Source organism: Methylobacterium sp. DB0501 (assembly GCF_011043735.1).
Taxonomy (GTDB): Bacteria; Pseudomonadota; Alphaproteobacteria; order Rhizobiales; family Beijerinckiaceae; genus Methylobacterium; species Methylobacterium alsaeris.
In genome coordinates this window covers 150,358-165,020 of sequence record NZ_JAAKGV010000018.1, presented here as the reverse complement: position 1 = coordinate 165,020, position 14,663 = coordinate 150,358, and the positions used below count along the sequence as shown (strand labels likewise).

At 72.8% G+C, this 14,663-nt stretch carries 15 protein-coding genes; 11 read left to right on the top strand and 4 right to left on the bottom strand.

Going from position 1 to position 14,663, the window contains the following annotated elements; all coding sequences use genetic code 11:
* Nucleotides 1-82: 82 nt before the first annotated feature.
* Nucleotides 83-1,402, bottom strand: a complete 1,320-nt coding sequence (locus tag G4G93_RS24625) for an MFS transporter (protein ID WP_165088296.1) — start codon at nucleotides 1,400-1,402, stop codon at nucleotides 83-85.
* A gap of 151 nt (nucleotides 1,403-1,553) precedes the next feature.
* Here G4G93_RS24625 and G4G93_RS24620 point away from each other — a divergent pair, with 151 nt between their 5' ends.
* The 6 genes from G4G93_RS24620 (at nucleotide 1,554) to G4G93_RS24595 (ending at nucleotide 7,649) form a co-directional block, all read left to right on the top strand.
* Nucleotides 1,554-2,786, top strand: coding sequence for a CaiB/BaiF CoA-transferase family protein (locus tag G4G93_RS24620; RefSeq protein WP_206289998.1), 1,233 nt, complete (start codon nucleotides 1,554-1,556; stop codon nucleotides 2,784-2,786).
* Complete coding sequence (locus G4G93_RS24615) at nucleotides 2,783-3,904, top strand: CaiB/BaiF CoA-transferase family protein (protein WP_165088290.1); 1,122 nt, start codon at nucleotides 2,783-2,785, stop codon at nucleotides 3,902-3,904. Before G4G93_RS24620 ends, G4G93_RS24615 begins: the two co-directional genes overlap by 4 nt.
* 28 nt (nucleotides 3,905-3,932) lie before the next feature.
* Nucleotides 3,933-4,736, top strand: coding sequence for an alpha/beta fold hydrolase (locus G4G93_RS24610; RefSeq protein WP_165088288.1), 804 nt, complete (start codon nucleotides 3,933-3,935; stop codon nucleotides 4,734-4,736).
* Between the two features lie 122 nt (nucleotides 4,737-4,858).
* The gene (locus G4G93_RS24605) at nucleotides 4,859-6,244 is read left to right on the top strand and encodes an MFS transporter (RefSeq protein WP_165088285.1); all 1,386 of its coding nucleotides are present in this window, start codon (nucleotides 4,859-4,861) and stop codon (nucleotides 6,242-6,244) included.
* 27 nt (nucleotides 6,245-6,271) lie between these two features.
* Nucleotides 6,272-6,961: a cysteine hydrolase family protein gene (locus G4G93_RS24600; protein WP_165088282.1), complete on the top strand. Its 690-nt coding sequence runs from the start codon at nucleotides 6,272-6,274 to the stop codon at nucleotides 6,959-6,961.
* Nucleotides 6,962-7,082: 121 nt separating this feature from the next.
* Nucleotides 7,083-7,649 (top strand): isochorismatase family protein, encoded by a 567-nt coding sequence (locus G4G93_RS24595; RefSeq protein WP_165088279.1) that lies wholly within the window; start codon nucleotides 7,083-7,085, stop codon nucleotides 7,647-7,649.
* A 185-nt stretch (nucleotides 7,650-7,834) separates the two neighbouring features.
* Here the strand turns inward: G4G93_RS24595 and G4G93_RS24590 are convergent, their stop codons facing one another.
* Nucleotides 7,835-8,761 (bottom strand): LysR substrate-binding domain-containing protein, encoded by a 927-nt coding sequence (locus tag G4G93_RS24590; protein WP_165088277.1) that lies wholly within the window; start codon nucleotides 8,759-8,761, stop codon nucleotides 7,835-7,837.
* A 128-nt stretch (nucleotides 8,762-8,889) separates the two neighbouring features.
* Here G4G93_RS24590 and G4G93_RS24585 point away from each other — a divergent pair, with 128 nt between their 5' ends.
* Genes G4G93_RS24585 through G4G93_RS24575 form a run of 3 tightly spaced genes read left to right on the top strand, consistent with a single transcriptional unit; the run spans nucleotide 8,890 to nucleotide 11,360 of the window.
* A complete protein-coding gene (locus tag G4G93_RS24585; RefSeq protein WP_246736988.1) occupies nucleotides 8,890-9,873 on the top strand; it encodes a dienelactone hydrolase family protein in 984 nt (327 codons plus the stop codon).
* A 48-nt stretch (nucleotides 9,874-9,921) separates the two neighbouring features.
* Nucleotides 9,922-10,458, top strand: coding sequence for a carboxymuconolactone decarboxylase family protein (locus tag G4G93_RS24580; RefSeq protein WP_165088274.1), 537 nt, complete (start codon nucleotides 9,922-9,924; stop codon nucleotides 10,456-10,458).
* Entirely contained in the window at nucleotides 10,455-11,360 is a 906-nt protein-coding gene (locus G4G93_RS24575; protein WP_165088271.1) for an NAD(P)-dependent oxidoreductase, read from the top strand. Before G4G93_RS24580 ends, G4G93_RS24575 begins: the two co-directional genes overlap by 4 nt.
* 16 nt (nucleotides 11,361-11,376) lie before the next feature.
* Here G4G93_RS24575 and G4G93_RS24570 read toward each other — a convergent pair whose 3' ends face one another.
* Nucleotides 11,377-11,685, bottom strand: coding sequence for a putative quinol monooxygenase (locus G4G93_RS24570; protein WP_165088269.1), 309 nt, complete (start codon nucleotides 11,683-11,685; stop codon nucleotides 11,377-11,379).
* A 151-nt stretch (nucleotides 11,686-11,836) separates the two neighbouring features.
* Nucleotides 11,837-12,034, bottom strand: coding sequence for a hypothetical protein (locus G4G93_RS24565; RefSeq protein ID WP_165088266.1), 198 nt, complete (start codon nucleotides 12,032-12,034; stop codon nucleotides 11,837-11,839).
* 320 nt (nucleotides 12,035-12,354) lie between these two features.
* On the opposite strand from G4G93_RS24565, the gene G4G93_RS24560 reads away from it, so the two are divergent.
* Both G4G93_RS24560 and G4G93_RS24555 read left to right on the top strand, forming a co-directional pair.
* Entirely contained in the window at nucleotides 12,355-12,867 is a 513-nt protein-coding gene (locus tag G4G93_RS24560) for a MucR family transcriptional regulator (protein ID WP_165088264.1), read from the top strand.
* A gap of 118 nt (nucleotides 12,868-12,985) precedes the next feature.
* Nucleotides 12,986-14,584, top strand: coding sequence for a gamma-glutamyltransferase (locus G4G93_RS24555; protein WP_206289997.1), 1,599 nt, complete (start codon nucleotides 12,986-12,988; stop codon nucleotides 14,582-14,584).
* Nucleotides 14,585-14,663 lie beyond the last annotated feature (79 nt).

Genomic DNA, 14,663 nt, shown 5'->3' with positions numbered 1-14,663 from the left:
CGAACGCGGCGGTGCCTCCATCACCCGCCCCGTTCCCGGACGACCGAAGCGTCGGCGGCAGGAGATCCGGGACAGGGGGAGCTTATGACGGGTCGTCCGCTCGTCCAGCACGGCCGCTCGGCGATGCCGTCGATGTGACAGGCGACCCGGAGCCCGCTGCCCACGCGCAGCCCACGAAAAGCCCCGCGACGCCGAGCGCGACGACGCCCGGCGCGACCACCGAGGCGACCACGCCGGCGAACCCTGAGCCGGCGACGTCGCCGAGATTCATCGCCGCCATGTAGACCTGGAACTGCGTGGCGGTGCTGCTGCCGGCGCGGCTCGCCAGCAGCACCGCGGGCAGCAGGGCGACGTAGAGGAGCGCCGGCACGACGCTCGCAAGCCCGAGGATGAACGGCCCCGTCGCGGCCTCCCATCCCGCCGCGATCATGAGCCCGGCGAGCCCGAACGCCGCAGCGCAAGCCAGCAGCAGCACCCGCAAGGCCCGCCCCGGGCCGACGCGGTCGACATAGGCGCCGATGCCGGCCGCCCCGAGCGTGCCGCCGAGGAGCGCCAGCATCGCCTGGAGGCGCGAGAGCGCGCCGGCCTCCCAGCCATGGACCTGCACCAGTGCGACCCCGAAGGGCACCTGGAACAGGGCGAGCCCGGCATCGACGGAAAAGCACAACGCCAGCAGGGTCGCCGCCTTGCGGCCGCGGAACGACGCCAGGAGCCGGCGCGCGAAGGCCGTCGTCTCCACCATCCCGCCCCGCCCCGGGAGAGGTGCCGGCCCGGCCCGGCGGAGCGGTAGCAACCGGTCCTCCGGCGTCTCGCGCACCACGAAGGCCGCGAGGGCGAAGGGCGTGGTGAGCCCGAGGAGCGCCGCGGCCGCCGCCGGAAAGCCCCAGGCCCCGAGGATCCAGGCGAAGAGAGCGGCACCCGCCGCGCTGCCGGTCACGAAGCCCGCCCGCGTCGCCGCGCTGGTGCGCCCCAGCGCATCGGCGGGGACGCTGCCGGCGATCATCCGGTCGGTGGCGGTGTCGGCCAGCGACGCGGCCAGGCTGTGCAGGAGGAGCACGACGCTCACCGCCGTGAGGCTCGGCGAAACGCCGAGGACGAGCAGCCCGGCAAGGCACGCCTGCGCGCAGGCCAGCGCCAGAACGAGCCAGAAGCGGCGCGACCCCATGCGCCGGGATGCGGCCCGGTCGATCACCGGCCCCCAGAGCAGCGGCTGGAGCACCCAGGGCAGGCCGACGACGGCGAGGTGGCGGCCGACCTCCGCGGTGGAGGACCCCGCCGCCGCGAAATGGTTGGCGAGCGCCGTCAGCGCGAAACCGGCGACGACGCCCTGGTAGAGGTAGAGCAGCGCGAACAGGGCGAGCCGCCAGCCCGGATCCTGCAAGCTCGGCGGGCGACGGCGCATCCCGTGGTCCTCGCGTCGCGCCGGCGGCGCCCTGACCCGAACCTTATCGGAAGCCGCCCGCGCCCGTCACCGCGACAGGCGCGCGCCGATTGACAGGCCCGCCTGTGAGTGCTCATTTGTACGGACATACAAACAAATGGGGAGGAGCGCGGTGCCAGATGCCCGCCATGACGCCGGCCATGAGGCCCGCCATTCCGCCGCACGGCCGGGACGATCGCCGGCCCCCGCCGACGGGCCGCTCGCCGGCCTCCGGGTGCTCACCTTCGAGCAGTTCGGCGCCGGCCCCTACGGCTCGATGTTCCTGGCCGATCTCGGCGCCGAGGTGATCAAGGTCGAGAACGCCGCCACCGGCGGCGACGCCTCGCGCCAGATGGGCCCGCACCTGCTCGGCGAGAACGACAGCCAGTATTTCCAGACCTTCAACCTCAACAAGAAGAGCATCGCCCTCGACATCAAGAGCCCGGCCGGGAAGGAGACCTTCCGGCGGCTGGTGGCGGGTGCCGACGCGGTCATCAACAACCTGCGCGGCGACCAGCCGGACAAGCTCGGGATCGACTACGCGAGCCTGCAGGCGGCCAACCCGCGGATCGTGTGCCTGCACATCTCGGCCTATGGCCGCGACAACGCCCGCCGCGACTGGCCGGGCTACGATTTCCTGATGCAGGCCGAGGCCGGGCTGATGAGCCTGACCGGCGAGCCGGACGGGCCGCCCGCCCGGATGGGCGTGTCGATGATCGACTTCATGACCGGGATTACCGGCATCACCGGGCTGCTCGCCGCGGTGATCCGGGCCCGCGCCACGGGGCGGGGCTGCGACGTCGATACCTGCCTGTTCGACGTCGCCCTGCACCAGCTCACCTATCCGGGGACCTGGCACCTCAACGAGGGCGAGGTGCCGGCGCGGCTGCCGCGGGGCTCGCACCTCGCCCGCACGCCGGTCCAGACCCTGCGCACCGCCGACGGCTGGATCTTCGTCGGCTGCATGATGGACAAGTTCTGGGACGCGCTCGTCGCCGGGCTCGGCCGCCCGGACCTCGCCGCCGATCCGCGCTTTTCCAGCGCGGGCGCCCGCCGCGACAACCGGGACGCGCTGACGGCCGCGCTCGACGACGTGTTCTCGACCCGGCCGACGCAGGCCTGGCTCGAGATCCTGTCCGGCCGCCTGCCGGTGGCGCCGGTCCACGACGTGGCGCAGGCGCTCGCCAACCCCTTCGTGGCCGAAGCCGGCATGATCGCCCGGATCGACCATCCGGCGCGGCCGGGCCTGCGGGTGCTCGCCAACCCGCTGAAGATCGACGGAGTCCGGCCGGTGCCGGCCGCCTGCAGCCCGCTCGGGGCGGATACCCACGACATCCTCGGAACGGCGCCGGAGGCCGTGGCATGAAGCTCGCCGGTCTCAAGGTCGTCGACCTCTCGGTGTTCCTGCCCGGGCCGTACCTGACCATGGTGCTGGCCGATCACGGCGCCGAGGTCATCAAGGTCGAGCCGCCCGGCGAGGGCGATCCCGGCCGCGCCATCGGCCCGGCGGACGGGCCCTCGACGGTATTCTTCCGCAACGTCAACCGCGGCAAGCGCAGCGTCGTCCTCGACCTCAAGTCGGACGAGGGGCGCGAGGCGCTGCTGCGCCTGTGCGAGGAGGCCGACGTCTTCGTCGAGACCTTCCGGCCCGGCGTGGTGAAGCGCCTCGGGGTGAATTACGACGCGGTGCGGGCGCGCAATCCCGGCATCGTCTACTGCGCGATCAGTGCCTTCGGGCAGACCGGGCCCTATGCCGGCGTGCCGGCCCACGACCTCGCCACCGAGGCGCTGGCCGGCTCGATCGGCATCACGCTCGGGCGCGACGATGCCCCGGCGATCCCCGGCATCCCGGCCGCCGACATGCTGGCCTCGCTCCACGCGCTCTCGGGCGTGCTGATGGCGCTGCTGCGCCGGCAGCAGACCGGGCGGGGCGACTACATCGACGTCTCGATGCACGAGAGCGTGCTCGCCTCGATGCCGAACGTGCTCGGCCCGGCCCTCGCGGAGAACCGCCACCCGAATCCGAAGCACGAGCGCAGCATGGGCGGCTCGGCCTTCTACCAGGTCTACGAGACCGCCGATCGCCGCCACGTCGTCCTCGGCGGCCAGGAGATCAAGTTCGTCCGCACCCTGCTCGGCAAGCTCGGCCGCCTCGACCTCGTGCCGCTCTGCGAGGCGGGCCCCGGGCCGCACCAGGCGCCGCTGATCTCATACCTGCGCGAGGTCTTCCTGACACGGACGCAGGCCGAGTGGGTCGAGTGGTTCCGGCCGCTCGACGTGTGCTTCGCCCCCGTGAAGACCCTGCCGGAAGCCCTCTCCGACGAGCACGCGCTCGCCCGCGGCATGATCCTCACCGACGCGGCTGGCCGGCGCCACGTCGCCCCGGCGATCCGCTTCCGCGACGAGCCGCCGGAGCCCCGCCTGCGCGAGCCGGCGCTCGGTGAGCACACCGACGCGATCCTCTCCGGCGAGCCCGTTGCCTGACACCCACCCTGATGGAGGACGACGCCCCATGCCGAGCGCGACGATCAACGGCCACCGGATGCACTACGAGGTCCACGGCACGGGCGAGCCCGTGATCCTGTCGGGCGGCTGGGGCACCTTCTGCCACGGCGGCGAGCGCCACCTGCCCCAGGGCCTCGCCGAGCGCTACAGCGTGGTGATCTTCGACCATCGCGGCATCGGCGAGTCCGACGACGACCTCGCGGTCCCGGCCACCACCGCCCTCTACGCCGAGGACGTGATCGGGCTGTCGCAGCATCTCGGGATCGAGCGGGCCCACCTCGTCGGGCTGATCGGGATGGGCGCCTGCATCATGCAGGAGGTGGCGATCCGCCGGCCGGAGCTTGCCCGCTCGATGGTCAATACCGGCGCCTGGATCGCGGTCGACCGCTTCCTCGCCGACCAGCTGCGGATGCTCCTCGACGTCCACGCCGAATCCGGCTTCCTGACCTTCCAGAAGGTCGTCTCGCTGCTCTCCTTCGAGCCGGATTACTACGCCCGCACCATCGACCGGCTGCTCGGCGAGCACGGCGTCTGGAGCGAGCTCAACGGCCGCGTCCCGGCCCATGCCCGCCTGATCGAGGCCTGCCTGAACCACGACGCCCGCGACCGGGCGGGCGCCATCCGGGCCCCCACCCTCGTCCAGCATGCCGGCCTCGACCAGGTGACGGGGCCGCGCACGACGAAGCCGATCGAGGCGGCGATCCCGAACGCCGAGGGGCTCGACATGCCGCTCGCCGCCCACGTCATCGCCGGATCGAAGCGCAAGGCCGAGTTCGCCGACGCGCTGCTCGGGTTTCTCGCCAGGCATTGAGGCGGGCCCGGCCGACGTCCCGGGTCATCCCACCGCAAGCCGGCTCCCCGGCTCCGAGCAAGTCCCGCGATCGAACCGAACAACGACGGCCGCCAAAGGCCGCGTCACCCGGAGGAAACCCCATGGCCCACATCGTCAATGCGGGGGCGCGGCTCGACCGTCTCCCGGTCTCGCGCTTCCACTGGCGGATGCTCTGGCTGATCGCCGCCGGCGGCTTCGTCGATGCCTTCGACGTCTACCTCGCCAGCAGCGTCGTGGCGGCGCTCGTCAAGGACGGCTTCGCCACCCTGCCGCAGGGGGCGCTGTTCGTCTCCAGCGGCTTCTTCGGCATGCTGATCGGCGCCGCCAGCTCCGGCTATCTCGGCGACCGCTACGGCCGGCGCTTCTCCTACCAGACCAACCTCGCGATCTTCGGCCTCGCCTCGCTCGCCGCGTGCTTTGCTCCCAACATCACGGTCCTGACGCTCTGCCGCTTCGTGATGGGCATCGGGCTCGGGGCCGAGCTGGTGGTGGCGGCCGGAACCCTGTGCGAGTTCATCCCGCCCTCGCATCGCGGGCGCTGGGGCGCGCTGCTCGGCATGCTGATCAATGTCGGGCTGCCCGCCGCCAACGCGGCCGGCTACTTCCTGATCCCCCAGTTCAGCTGGCGGGTGATGTTCGTGCTCGCCGGGATCGGCGCCTTCGGGGTCTGGATCCTGCGCAAGCAGATGCCGGAATCGCCCCGCTGGCTCGAATCCCGCGGCCGGCTCGACGAGGCGGAAGCCGCGCTGGCGACGATCGAGGCCGAGGTGGCGGCCGAGAGAGGCCCGCTCCCGGCGGTGCCGGTCACCCGCGACCTGCGCCAGCCCGAGATGCCGATGCGGGCGCTGTTCTCGCGGGCGCTCGGCGGGCGCACCTTCGTGGCGGCGCTCTCGCACGTGGCGATCAACATCGCGGTCTACGGCATGATCGCCTGGATCCCGACCTTCATGGTCAAGCAGGGCCTGTCGGTGGTCCAGTCGCTCGGCTTCACCACCCTGATGACGGTCGGCGGGCCGTTCGGCGCCCTGGTCGGCTTCCTCCTGGCGGATCGCCTGCCGCGCAAGGCCTCGATGGTCGGCGCCTGCGCGGTGGTCGGGCTGTTCGCCCTCCTCTACCCGCAGATGACCGATCCGGCGGCGGTGACGGCGGTCGGGTTCGGGCTGGTGAGCGCGATCTACTTCCTGGTCGCGGTGGCGTTCTACTCCTACGGGCCGGAACTCTTCCCGACGGCCCTGCGCCTGCGCGGCGGGGGCTTTGCCAATGCCTGCGGCCGCCTCGCCTCGATCACCATGCCGTACGCGGTGGTCTGGCTGTTCACCGCCTTCGGCGTCTCGGGCGTCGTCGGGATGGTGGTGAGCGTGCTGGCGCTCCTCGCCGTCAGCGTCCTGCTCCTGCCGGTCGAGATGCGGGCCAGCTCCCTCGAGGAGGCCGAGAGCGAGGGCGGGCCCCGGCCCCTCCGCGGCCTCGCCCGCGGCCGCCTCGCCTGACCCGGTTCCTTCCAGGAGATATTCCCCATGCATCCCTCCTACGTCGATCTCTTCACCCGCAAGGTCGCCATCGATCCGCGCCGCACCGCCCTGGTCCCGGTCGATCTGCAATACGCCTCCGGCAGCCGCGACCACGGCCTCGGCGCGCTGCTTTCCCGCGAGGGACGGCTGCACGAAGCCGCCTACCGGTTCGACCGCGTCGAGCAGGTGGTGGTGCCCAACACGCGCCGGCTGCTCGACGGCTTCCGGCAGGCCGGCGCGCGAATCGTCCACGTCACCCTCGGCTGCGAGCTGCCGGACTTCTCCGACGCGCCGCCGAGCACCGCGGCGTTCTTTCGAGCCACCAACAACACGGTCGGCACCCGGGAGCATGAGATCGTCGACGCCCTCAAGCCGCGTCCCGGCGAGCTCGTGATCAACAAGCGCACCCAGGGCGCCTTCGCGTCGACGGGCATCGAGGGCGTGCTGCGCTCGCTCGGCATCGAGACGATCGTCGTCACCGGGGTCTCGACCAACAACTGCGTCGAGACCACCGCGCGGGAGGCCTCGGACCGGGGCTTCGGGGTGGTGATGGTGTCGGACGCCACCGGCACCTGCAGCGAAGCGATGCAGGAGGCGACCCTGCGCGGCTTCTCCCGCCTGTGGGGCCGCGTCGCCGACACCGAGGAGGTGCTGCGCGAGATCGCCGGCGCACCGGGCGCCCGCGCCGCGGCGTGAGCCGAAGAGCCGGCCCCGGGGGCGCCCCGCTCCCGGGGCCGGCCCGATGGAACCGGGGCGCCCCGCGGCGGCTTCGAGGCACATTGCCGGCGCGCTCGCGCCGCCCAGCACGGAAGATCCCATGCCCCAGCTCGTTCCCGCCGACGTCGCCGTGCTCTTCGCCGACCTCCAGGACAGCATCGTCGGCCACGCCGCCACCACCGACGAGGCGCGCTTGCGCAAGTCGGCCGGGGCGCTCGCGGGCGTCGCCCGCGACCTCGGCCTGCCGGCCTTCGCCTCGGTGGTGCCGTTCGGCACCGACGATCCCCGGCCGATCGCCGAGATCACCGCCGTCCTGCCGGACATCCCGGTCCTGACGCGCGGCGGTCCCGCGGTCTTCGCCCACGCTCCCAGCCGCGAGGCGCTCCTGGGCACCGGCCGGCGCGTCCTGGCGATCGCCGGGGTGGCGAGCGAGGTGGTGGTCCTCCACGCCGCCCTCGCGGCCCGGGCGGCAGGCCTCGACGTGCACGTGCTCCTCGACGCGAGCGGCGGCTTCTCCGACCGCACCGAGGCGGCGGCCCTGCGGGAGATCGAGGCGGCGGGCGGGATCACGAGTTCGGTCGCGAGCTTCGCCACCCGGTTCGCCGACACGTTCGAGACGCGGGAAGGGCAGGCGGCGATGGGGGCGTTGGTGCGGTTGATGGGGTGAGGGAGGGACGTCCCTCGACCCCCGTCGACCGATGCGTTCGCGGATCGGTCCGAGGCGCGGGGGTCTCTTCTCCTTCCGCCCGCGCGGAGCTGTCCGGCGTAGAATCCCTCGAAATCGAGCGCCGGCTCCCCTCTGCCGCGCGGGCCGGTGAGGCGACGTCCGGAAGGGATCGTCCGGACGTCGTCTCACACGAGAACCGCGTTGCCCCAGGCGCCGTCCTCGACGAGCCGGCGCATCTCCGCCACCATCAGGTCGGCGACGAGGGCGGCGGGGCCGGCGAGGGGTTGGTCGGCGGCGTAGCACAGGCCCAGCGGACGGGTGATCGTCGGCTCGACGATGCGGATCATCCCCGGCCGGGCCGCCTCGTCGAGCCCCGAGAGCCCCGAGATCGGCAGGATGGCGGCGGCCAGCCCCGAGGCGGCGATGCGGCGCATGGTCGGCAGGCTGTCGACGTCGGCGATCACGGTGAGCGACAGGCCCTCGCGGGCGAAGGCCGCCTCCACCATCGTGCGCAGGGTGTGGGTCGGGCTCGGCATCACCAGGGGCAGGCTCGCGACCTCCCGCATGGTGATGGTGGCGGGGGCGTCCGGGTCCGCCCTGGTCACGAGGAAGAGTTCCTCGCGCAGCACCGGCTGCACGGTCAGCCCCGGCCCGGAACGGTCGCGGTAAAGGATCGCCAGTTCGAGCCGGCGCTGGGCGATCAGTTCGTGCAGGTAGCCCGACAGGCTCTCGAACAGTTCCGGCCGGATGCCCGGATAGTCGCGCAGGATCCGGCCGAGCAGCGGGTAGGCCAGCAGGGTCGAGACGCTGGTCGGCAGCCCGATCGCCACCCGGCCGATCACCGGCTCCGGCCCGGTGAGGTCGGCGACCGCCCCGTCGACCTGGCGCAGGATCGTGCGGGCATGGCGGTAGAAGCGCTGGCCCGCCTCGGTCGGATGCACGCCCCGCGCCGTGCGGCTGAGGAGCGGGTTCCTCAAGGTGGCTTCGAGCTGGGCGATCTGCTGGCTCAGCGCCGGCTGCGCCACGTTGAGATGCGCCGCAGCCCGGGACAGGCTGCCCCAATCCACCGCGGCGACGAAGAAGCGGATCTGCTTCAGGGTGGGGGTGGACATGGGAGAGGTCCGGGATGGGGAGGAATGGTCGTTGAGCCGCCCCCCTCCGTCGTTGACGCGCCCGCGCCGCAATGCAAGCTGGGCCGGACGAAAAGCGCTCACAAGAAGTTCGCTGCCGGGAGGATACGATGCGGGTCTCGATCACGCCCATGGCCCTCGCGCGGGCCGCCCTTCTGGCCGGTTGCGCCGCCGCGGCGCCGGCCGCCCAGGCCGCCTCGCCCCTGCCGGGGCGGATCGAGGTCCATGCGGTCAGGAGCCGGACCCTGACCGGGGAGGAATTCCTGCGCGGCGGGGCGCCGGGGCGCGAGGTGCTGCTCGGCGGCGAGTTGCGGCTGCCGGTCGGCGCGCCCGCGAAGGTGCCGGTGGTCGTCCTGGTCCACGGCTCCGGCGGGATCAGCTCCGGCGCCGATGCCTGGGCGCGGGTGCTCAACGAGGCGGGCCTCGGCGCCTTCATCCTCGACACGTTCACCGGACGCGGCATCGTCAGCACCGTCGAGAACCAGGACCAGCTGAGCTCCCTGGCGATGATGGTCGACGCCTACCGGGCGCTGGACCTCCTGGCCGCCCATCCGCGGGTGAAGCCCGACCGCATCGCCGTGATGGGCTTCTCGAAGGGCGCGGTCGCCTCGGTCTACTCGGCCGCCGCGCGGTTCCAGGCCGCCTATGGCGGTCCCCACCGCTTCGCGGCCCATATCGGGTTCTACACGCCCTGCAACGTGACCTATGACGGCGACACCAAGGTCGGCCCGGCGCCCATCCGGCTGTTCCACGGCATCAGCGACGATTACGTCAGCATCGGCCCGTGCCGGGACTACGCGGCGCGGCTCAGGCAGGCGGGGGCCGACGTGACCCTGACCGAGTATCCGGACTCGCAGCACAGCTTCGACACCCCGACGAGCCCGCCGCTCGTCGACGTGCCGAAGGCGCAGAGCACGCGCAATTGCCGGCTCAAGGAAGGGCCGGGCGGCACGATCGTGAACGCCGCGACCGGCGAGGCCTACAGCCTCAAGGATCCGTGCGTCGCCACCGGCGCCCATACCGGCCACAACCCGCAGACCACGGCGGAGGCGAGGGCGGCCGTGGTGGGGTTCCTGCAGGAGGCGCTGAAATAGCCCCGGTCCGATCCGCCGAAGAGATCCCTGCAAGGAGACCCCCGAATCGTGGCTCGTATTCCCTATGCCGATCCGGCCCGGCCGGAGACGGCGGCGCTCGCCGAGCGCATCGTCGCCGAGCGCGGCGAGATCCTGCATCTCTACGCCATGCTGCTGCACAGCCCGCCCGTCGCCGAGGGCTGGCTGGCCTTCCTGACGGCGATCCGCCAGCGCTGCGAGCTGCCGGGCGCGCTGCGCGAACTGGTGATCGTCCAGGTCGCGCATCTGAACGGCGCCCGCTACGAGGCCGAGCAGCACGTGCCGATTGCGCTGCGCGAGGGCGTCGCCCAGGCGCAGCTCGACGCGTTGCCGGACTGGGAGGCCTCGGACGTCTTCGCGCCGCGCGAGCGCGCGGTGCTCGCCTATTGCGACGCGATGACGAAGACGATCCACGTCGCGCCCGCGGTCTTCGCGTCCTTGCGCGAGCATCTCGACCCGCGGGCGATCGTCGAGCTCACCGCCACGGTCGGCGCCTACAACATGGTGTCGCGCTTCCTCGAGGCGATCGGGATCGATTCCGCCGACGACAAGGACCCCGCCCGATGAGCCGCCGCATCGCCGTCATGGGGCTCGGCCAGATGGGATGGCCGATCGTCCTCAACCTCGCCCGCAAGGGCGCCGGCACCGAGACGATCGTGGCGGTCGACGCCGATCCGGGCCGCGTCGCGGGCCTCGCCGAGCCCGGCATCGCCGTCACGACCGACAGGAACGCGGTCGCGGGCGCCGAGGTGCTGATCCTGTGCCTGCCCGACGGCGACGTGGTCGAGAGCGTGCTGTTCGGCCCCGACGGGCTCAAGGACCGTCTCGCGCCCGGCGCGACGGTGATCGATCTCAGCACCATCGCGCACGGCCAGGCGGTGCGGATCGGCCGGGCGCTGGAGGACGCGGGCTTCCCGTTCCTCGACGCGCCGGTCTCCGGCGCCCCCGCCGGCGCCGAGGCCGGGACGCTCACGGTGATGTGCGGGGGCACGCACCAAACCTTCGCGGCGATGAAGCCGCTCCTCGACCGGATCGGCGCCGAGGTGCTGCATATGGGGCCGCTCGGCAGCGGCCAGCTGACCAAGACCGTCAACAACGTGATCTACGACATCAACATCGCGGCGCTCGCCGAGGTGCTGCCGATGGCGGTGGCGATGGGGCTCGATCCGGAGCGGCTGGGGCGCGTGGTGACGACCGGCACGAGCCGCAGCTACGCCTCGCAATACTTCGTGCCGCGGATCCTGCAGGGCGCCTTCGACGAGGGCTATCCGCTGGGCAAGGCCTACAAGGACCTGGTCAGCGCGGCGGACGTCTCGGTGGCGCGCGGCTTCCCCCTGCCGGTGACGGCCGCCGCCACGACGACCTACCAGATGGCCTTGCGCGCCGGCCACGGCGACCGCGACAAGGGCGCGATGGTGCTGCCCTTCGAGGCGATGCTCGGCGTCGCGGTCCGGGCGCCCAAGGAGTGAGGGCGCCCGCTCCCGCTCAGGCCGGCGACAGGACGTGGATCGTCCGGGAGACGACGTGGTCCTTGGTCCTGGCGCCGTAGGCCGCCATGTGGGGCGCTGCCGCGTGCGCTTTGAGGGCGTCGAGGCTCGCCCATTTCTCGACCACCACGAAGGTGTCCGGCCCGAGCGCCGCCTGGATCGGCCCGGCGCCCTCGGTGTCGATCGCCGCGCCGTACTCGATGCAGCCGTCCTCGGCGTGGACGGCCGGCACGTTCGCCCGGAAGGCGTCGAGCACGGTGTCCCGCATTCCGGGCTTGGTGGTGATGATGGCGAGAACGTGGATCAAGGCGTTTCCTCCCGTTGCAGCGTTCGTCTCGTGCACCGTTCGTGTCGCGACGATGCCCACCGACGGGATATCGCGGGATCCCGTCTCCCGGGAGGGGGAATCCCACGCGATCCGTCACCGAGGCCTCGCCGGGCCGCCCTCCCCTCTCCGCTCACGCCGTCGCCCGCCCGCGCTCGCGCTCGCGCTCCGTCGCCGCGTGCGCGGCGGCCAGGGCCACCTGATCCGGCACGTCCTCCTCCGAGCCCCACCAGATCGTCTCGCCGCTCGCCATGCGGGCGTAGCGGGCCTGCCCGCGTACCCCGACCTCGACGACGCGCCCGAAGCGGCCTGCCTTGCGTCCGAACTCCATGATTCCCGCTCCCGGATGGCTACGTCGCACGAGGCCCCCGCGAGCGAACGGCCGACGCGGGAATCGGTTCGAGCGTGGCCGCAGAGGATGCGCGCCCGCCGCCCGGCGGTTCCGCGCGGGACCGCCGGCTGCCCTGGTATCCAGGATGCTATCGCGCAGTATTTTCGACCCGCTAACGCCGAGGTTGCCCGTGTCTCACGGTGGGTTCCCGCGCCTTGTCGGGCGTCTGGGCGATTTTATGTGCGGGTTGCTCAATCATGCCGGTTGACCTTGGAAGGACTGGCGCCCATCACGGGAGCGGTTGGTAATCGGAAGAGAAAATGGACGAGCAAGCCTCCCTCACCTCCCCTCTGATCGAGCTGACGAGTGATATCGTTAGCGCCTACGTCTCCAACAACAACGTGCGCGCAGCGGACCTGTCCGAGCTGATCGCGTCCGTGCACGCCTCGCTGACCGGGCTCGGCCAGCCGGCGACCGTGCCGGAGGAGGACCACAAGGTCACTGCGGCGCAGATCCGGAAGTCCGTGACGCCGGACCACATCACGAGCTTCCTCGACGGCAAGCCGTACAAGAGCCTGAAGCGGCACCTCACGACGCGCGGCTACACGCCGGACGAATACCGCCAGAAGTTCGGCCTGCCCTTCGACTACCCGATGGTCGCGGCCTCCTACGCGGCCCAGCGCTCCGAGCTCGCTAAGAGCCTGGGCCTCGGGCAGATCCGGCGCGAGCGCGCCGCCGCCCAGAAGGCCGAGGCCGAGGCGAAGACCGCCGCGCCCGCGACCCCGGCCCGCCGCGGCCGCCCGCGCAAGTCGGAGGCCGACGGCGAGGCGTGAGGCACGGGTCCCGTCCCGGGGCCGCCGCACCGCCCCCCGGGGCGGCGCCTCCGACGGAATTGCCGGCCGGCCTCCACCGGTCCATCCTCGGCCGCGACGGATGACCGGAGGAGACAGGATGCCGGCCGACGACCTCGCGCCCTACCGGACGCAGAACTGGACGGTGACGAAGCCGGCCGCCTCCGGCCGGGACGGCCTCGTCGTGGCCCAGAACCGGGAGGCGGCCGAGGCGGGCGCCGCGATCCTGGCCGCCGGCGGCAACGCCGCCGACGCGGCCGTCGCCACCGCCTTCGCCCTCGCGGCGGTGGAGCCGTGGAACAGCGGGCTCGGCGGCATCGGCTTCGCCCTGGTGCTGCCGCCCGGCGCGACCTCGGCCAGGATCGTCGATTTCGGCCCCGTCTCGAGCCGCAACACCCGCGCCGCCGATTATCCGCTGACCGGCGCGGTGAAGCGCGACCTGTTCACCTGGCCGGAGGTCGTCGGCGACCGCAACGTCCACGGGCCGCTCTCCTTCTGCATCCCCTCCGCGGTCGCCGGCTACGCAGCCCTGCACGAGGCGTTCGGCACGGCCGAGCCCGTCGCCGGCCTCCTCGCCCCCGCCCTGGCGCTCGCCCGCCGGGGCCTCGCCCAGGACTGGTTCACGACCCTCAAGATCGCATCCTCGGCCCCGGTGCTGCGGCTCTACGAGGAGAGCGCGCGGATCTACCTGCCGGGCGGCCTGCCGCCGGTGCCGCCCTACCAGGGCGCGCCCGGCTTCCTGCCGCTGGGCCGCCTGCCCGACACGCTGGAGCGGCTGGCGGAAGCGGGCCTGCGGGACTTCTACGAGGGCGGCATCGCCCGCGACCTGGCCGCCGACATCGCGTCCCTCGGCGGGGTGGTGGACCGGGAGGACCTGGCCAGCTGCCGCGCCGTGATCCGCGACGCGCCGACGATCGCCTGGGGCGACGGCCATCTCGTCCACACCGCCGGCGGCCTCACCGCGGCGCCGACCCTGGCGGAGGTGGTCGCCGGCATGGCGGGGGCGGCGCGTGCGCCCGACGGCCCGGACGCCGCCTGGTTCGCCAGGCTCTCGACCGTGATGCGGGGGGCCTATGCACGGCGCCTGGCGGGCCTCGGCGCGGCGCAAGGATCGGCACGGGAGCCGGGCGAGACCTGCACCACGCACCTCACCGTCGTGGATCGCGACGGGATGCTGGTGTCGATGACGACGACGTTGCTCTCCTCGATGGGCAGCCGCGTGGTGCTGCCGAAGACCGGAATCCTGATGAACAACGGCGTGATGTGGTTCGATCCGCGCCCCGGCAGCGCCAACCCGATCGCGCCCGCCGCCCGCCCGCTCTGCAACATGTGCCCGGTGATCGTCACGCCGCGCGACGGCGACGGCCCGCGTCTCGCCGCCGGCGCCTCCGGCGGGCGGCGCATCCTGGCGAGCGTCTACCAGACCCTCGCCTTCCTCCTCGATTTCGGCATGGGTCCGCAGGCGGCGGCCCATGCGCCGCGCATCGACGTCTCGGGGCCGGACGGCACGACGGCGGATGCACGGCTCCCCGACGCGGTGCGCGACGCGCTCGCGGCGGCGGGTCCGCTGACGGTGGTCGAGCACGGCGTCCTGCCGATCAACTTCGCCTGTCCCAATGTCATCCGGGTCGACGGGAGCGGCGCGACAGGGTGCAGCGACGTGCAATCGCCGTGGTCGGCGGCGGTGGCGGCGCACTGAATCATGCCGAAGGCCGTTCTCGACGACCTCCGGCATCTCACCCACGGGGCGGCACCCCGGCGAGGACCGTGCCGCTTGA

Excerpts from the sequence above, each read along its gene's own strand:
- G4G93_RS24565 (WP_165088266.1), bottom strand. The coding sequence starts at position 12,034 with ATGGAGTTCGGACGCAAGGCAGGCCGCTTCGGGCGCGTCGTCGAGGTC.
- G4G93_RS24625 (WP_165088296.1), bottom strand. The coding sequence starts at position 1,402 with ATGCGCCGTCGCCCGCCGAGCTTGCAGGATCCGGGCTGGCGGCTCGCC.
- G4G93_RS24585 (WP_246736988.1), top strand. The coding sequence starts at position 8,890 with ATGCGGGTCTCGATCACGCCCATGGCCCTCGCGCGGGCCGCCCTTCTG.
- G4G93_RS24575 (WP_165088271.1), top strand. The coding sequence starts at position 10,455 with ATGAGCCGCCGCATCGCCGTCATGGGGCTCGGCCAGATGGGATGGCCG.
- G4G93_RS24555 (WP_206289997.1), top strand. The coding sequence starts at position 12,986 with ATGCCGGCCGACGACCTCGCGCCCTACCGGACGCAGAACTGGACGGTG.
- G4G93_RS24605 (WP_165088285.1), top strand. The coding sequence starts at position 4,859 with ATGGCCCACATCGTCAATGCGGGGGCGCGGCTCGACCGTCTCCCGGTC.
- G4G93_RS24600 (WP_165088282.1), top strand. The coding sequence starts at position 6,272 with ATGCATCCCTCCTACGTCGATCTCTTCACCCGCAAGGTCGCCATCGAT.
- G4G93_RS24610 (WP_165088288.1), top strand. The coding sequence starts at position 3,933 with ATGCCGAGCGCGACGATCAACGGCCACCGGATGCACTACGAGGTCCAC.
- G4G93_RS24595 (WP_165088279.1), top strand. The coding sequence starts at position 7,083 with ATGCCCCAGCTCGTTCCCGCCGACGTCGCCGTGCTCTTCGCCGACCTC.
- G4G93_RS24615 (WP_165088290.1), top strand. The coding sequence starts at position 2,783 with ATGAAGCTCGCCGGTCTCAAGGTCGTCGACCTCTCGGTGTTCCTGCCC.
- G4G93_RS24590 (WP_165088277.1), bottom strand. The coding sequence starts at position 8,761 with ATGTCCACCCCCACCCTGAAGCAGATCCGCTTCTTCGTCGCCGCGGTG.
- G4G93_RS24560 (WP_165088264.1), top strand. The coding sequence starts at position 12,355 with ATGGACGAGCAAGCCTCCCTCACCTCCCCTCTGATCGAGCTGACGAGT.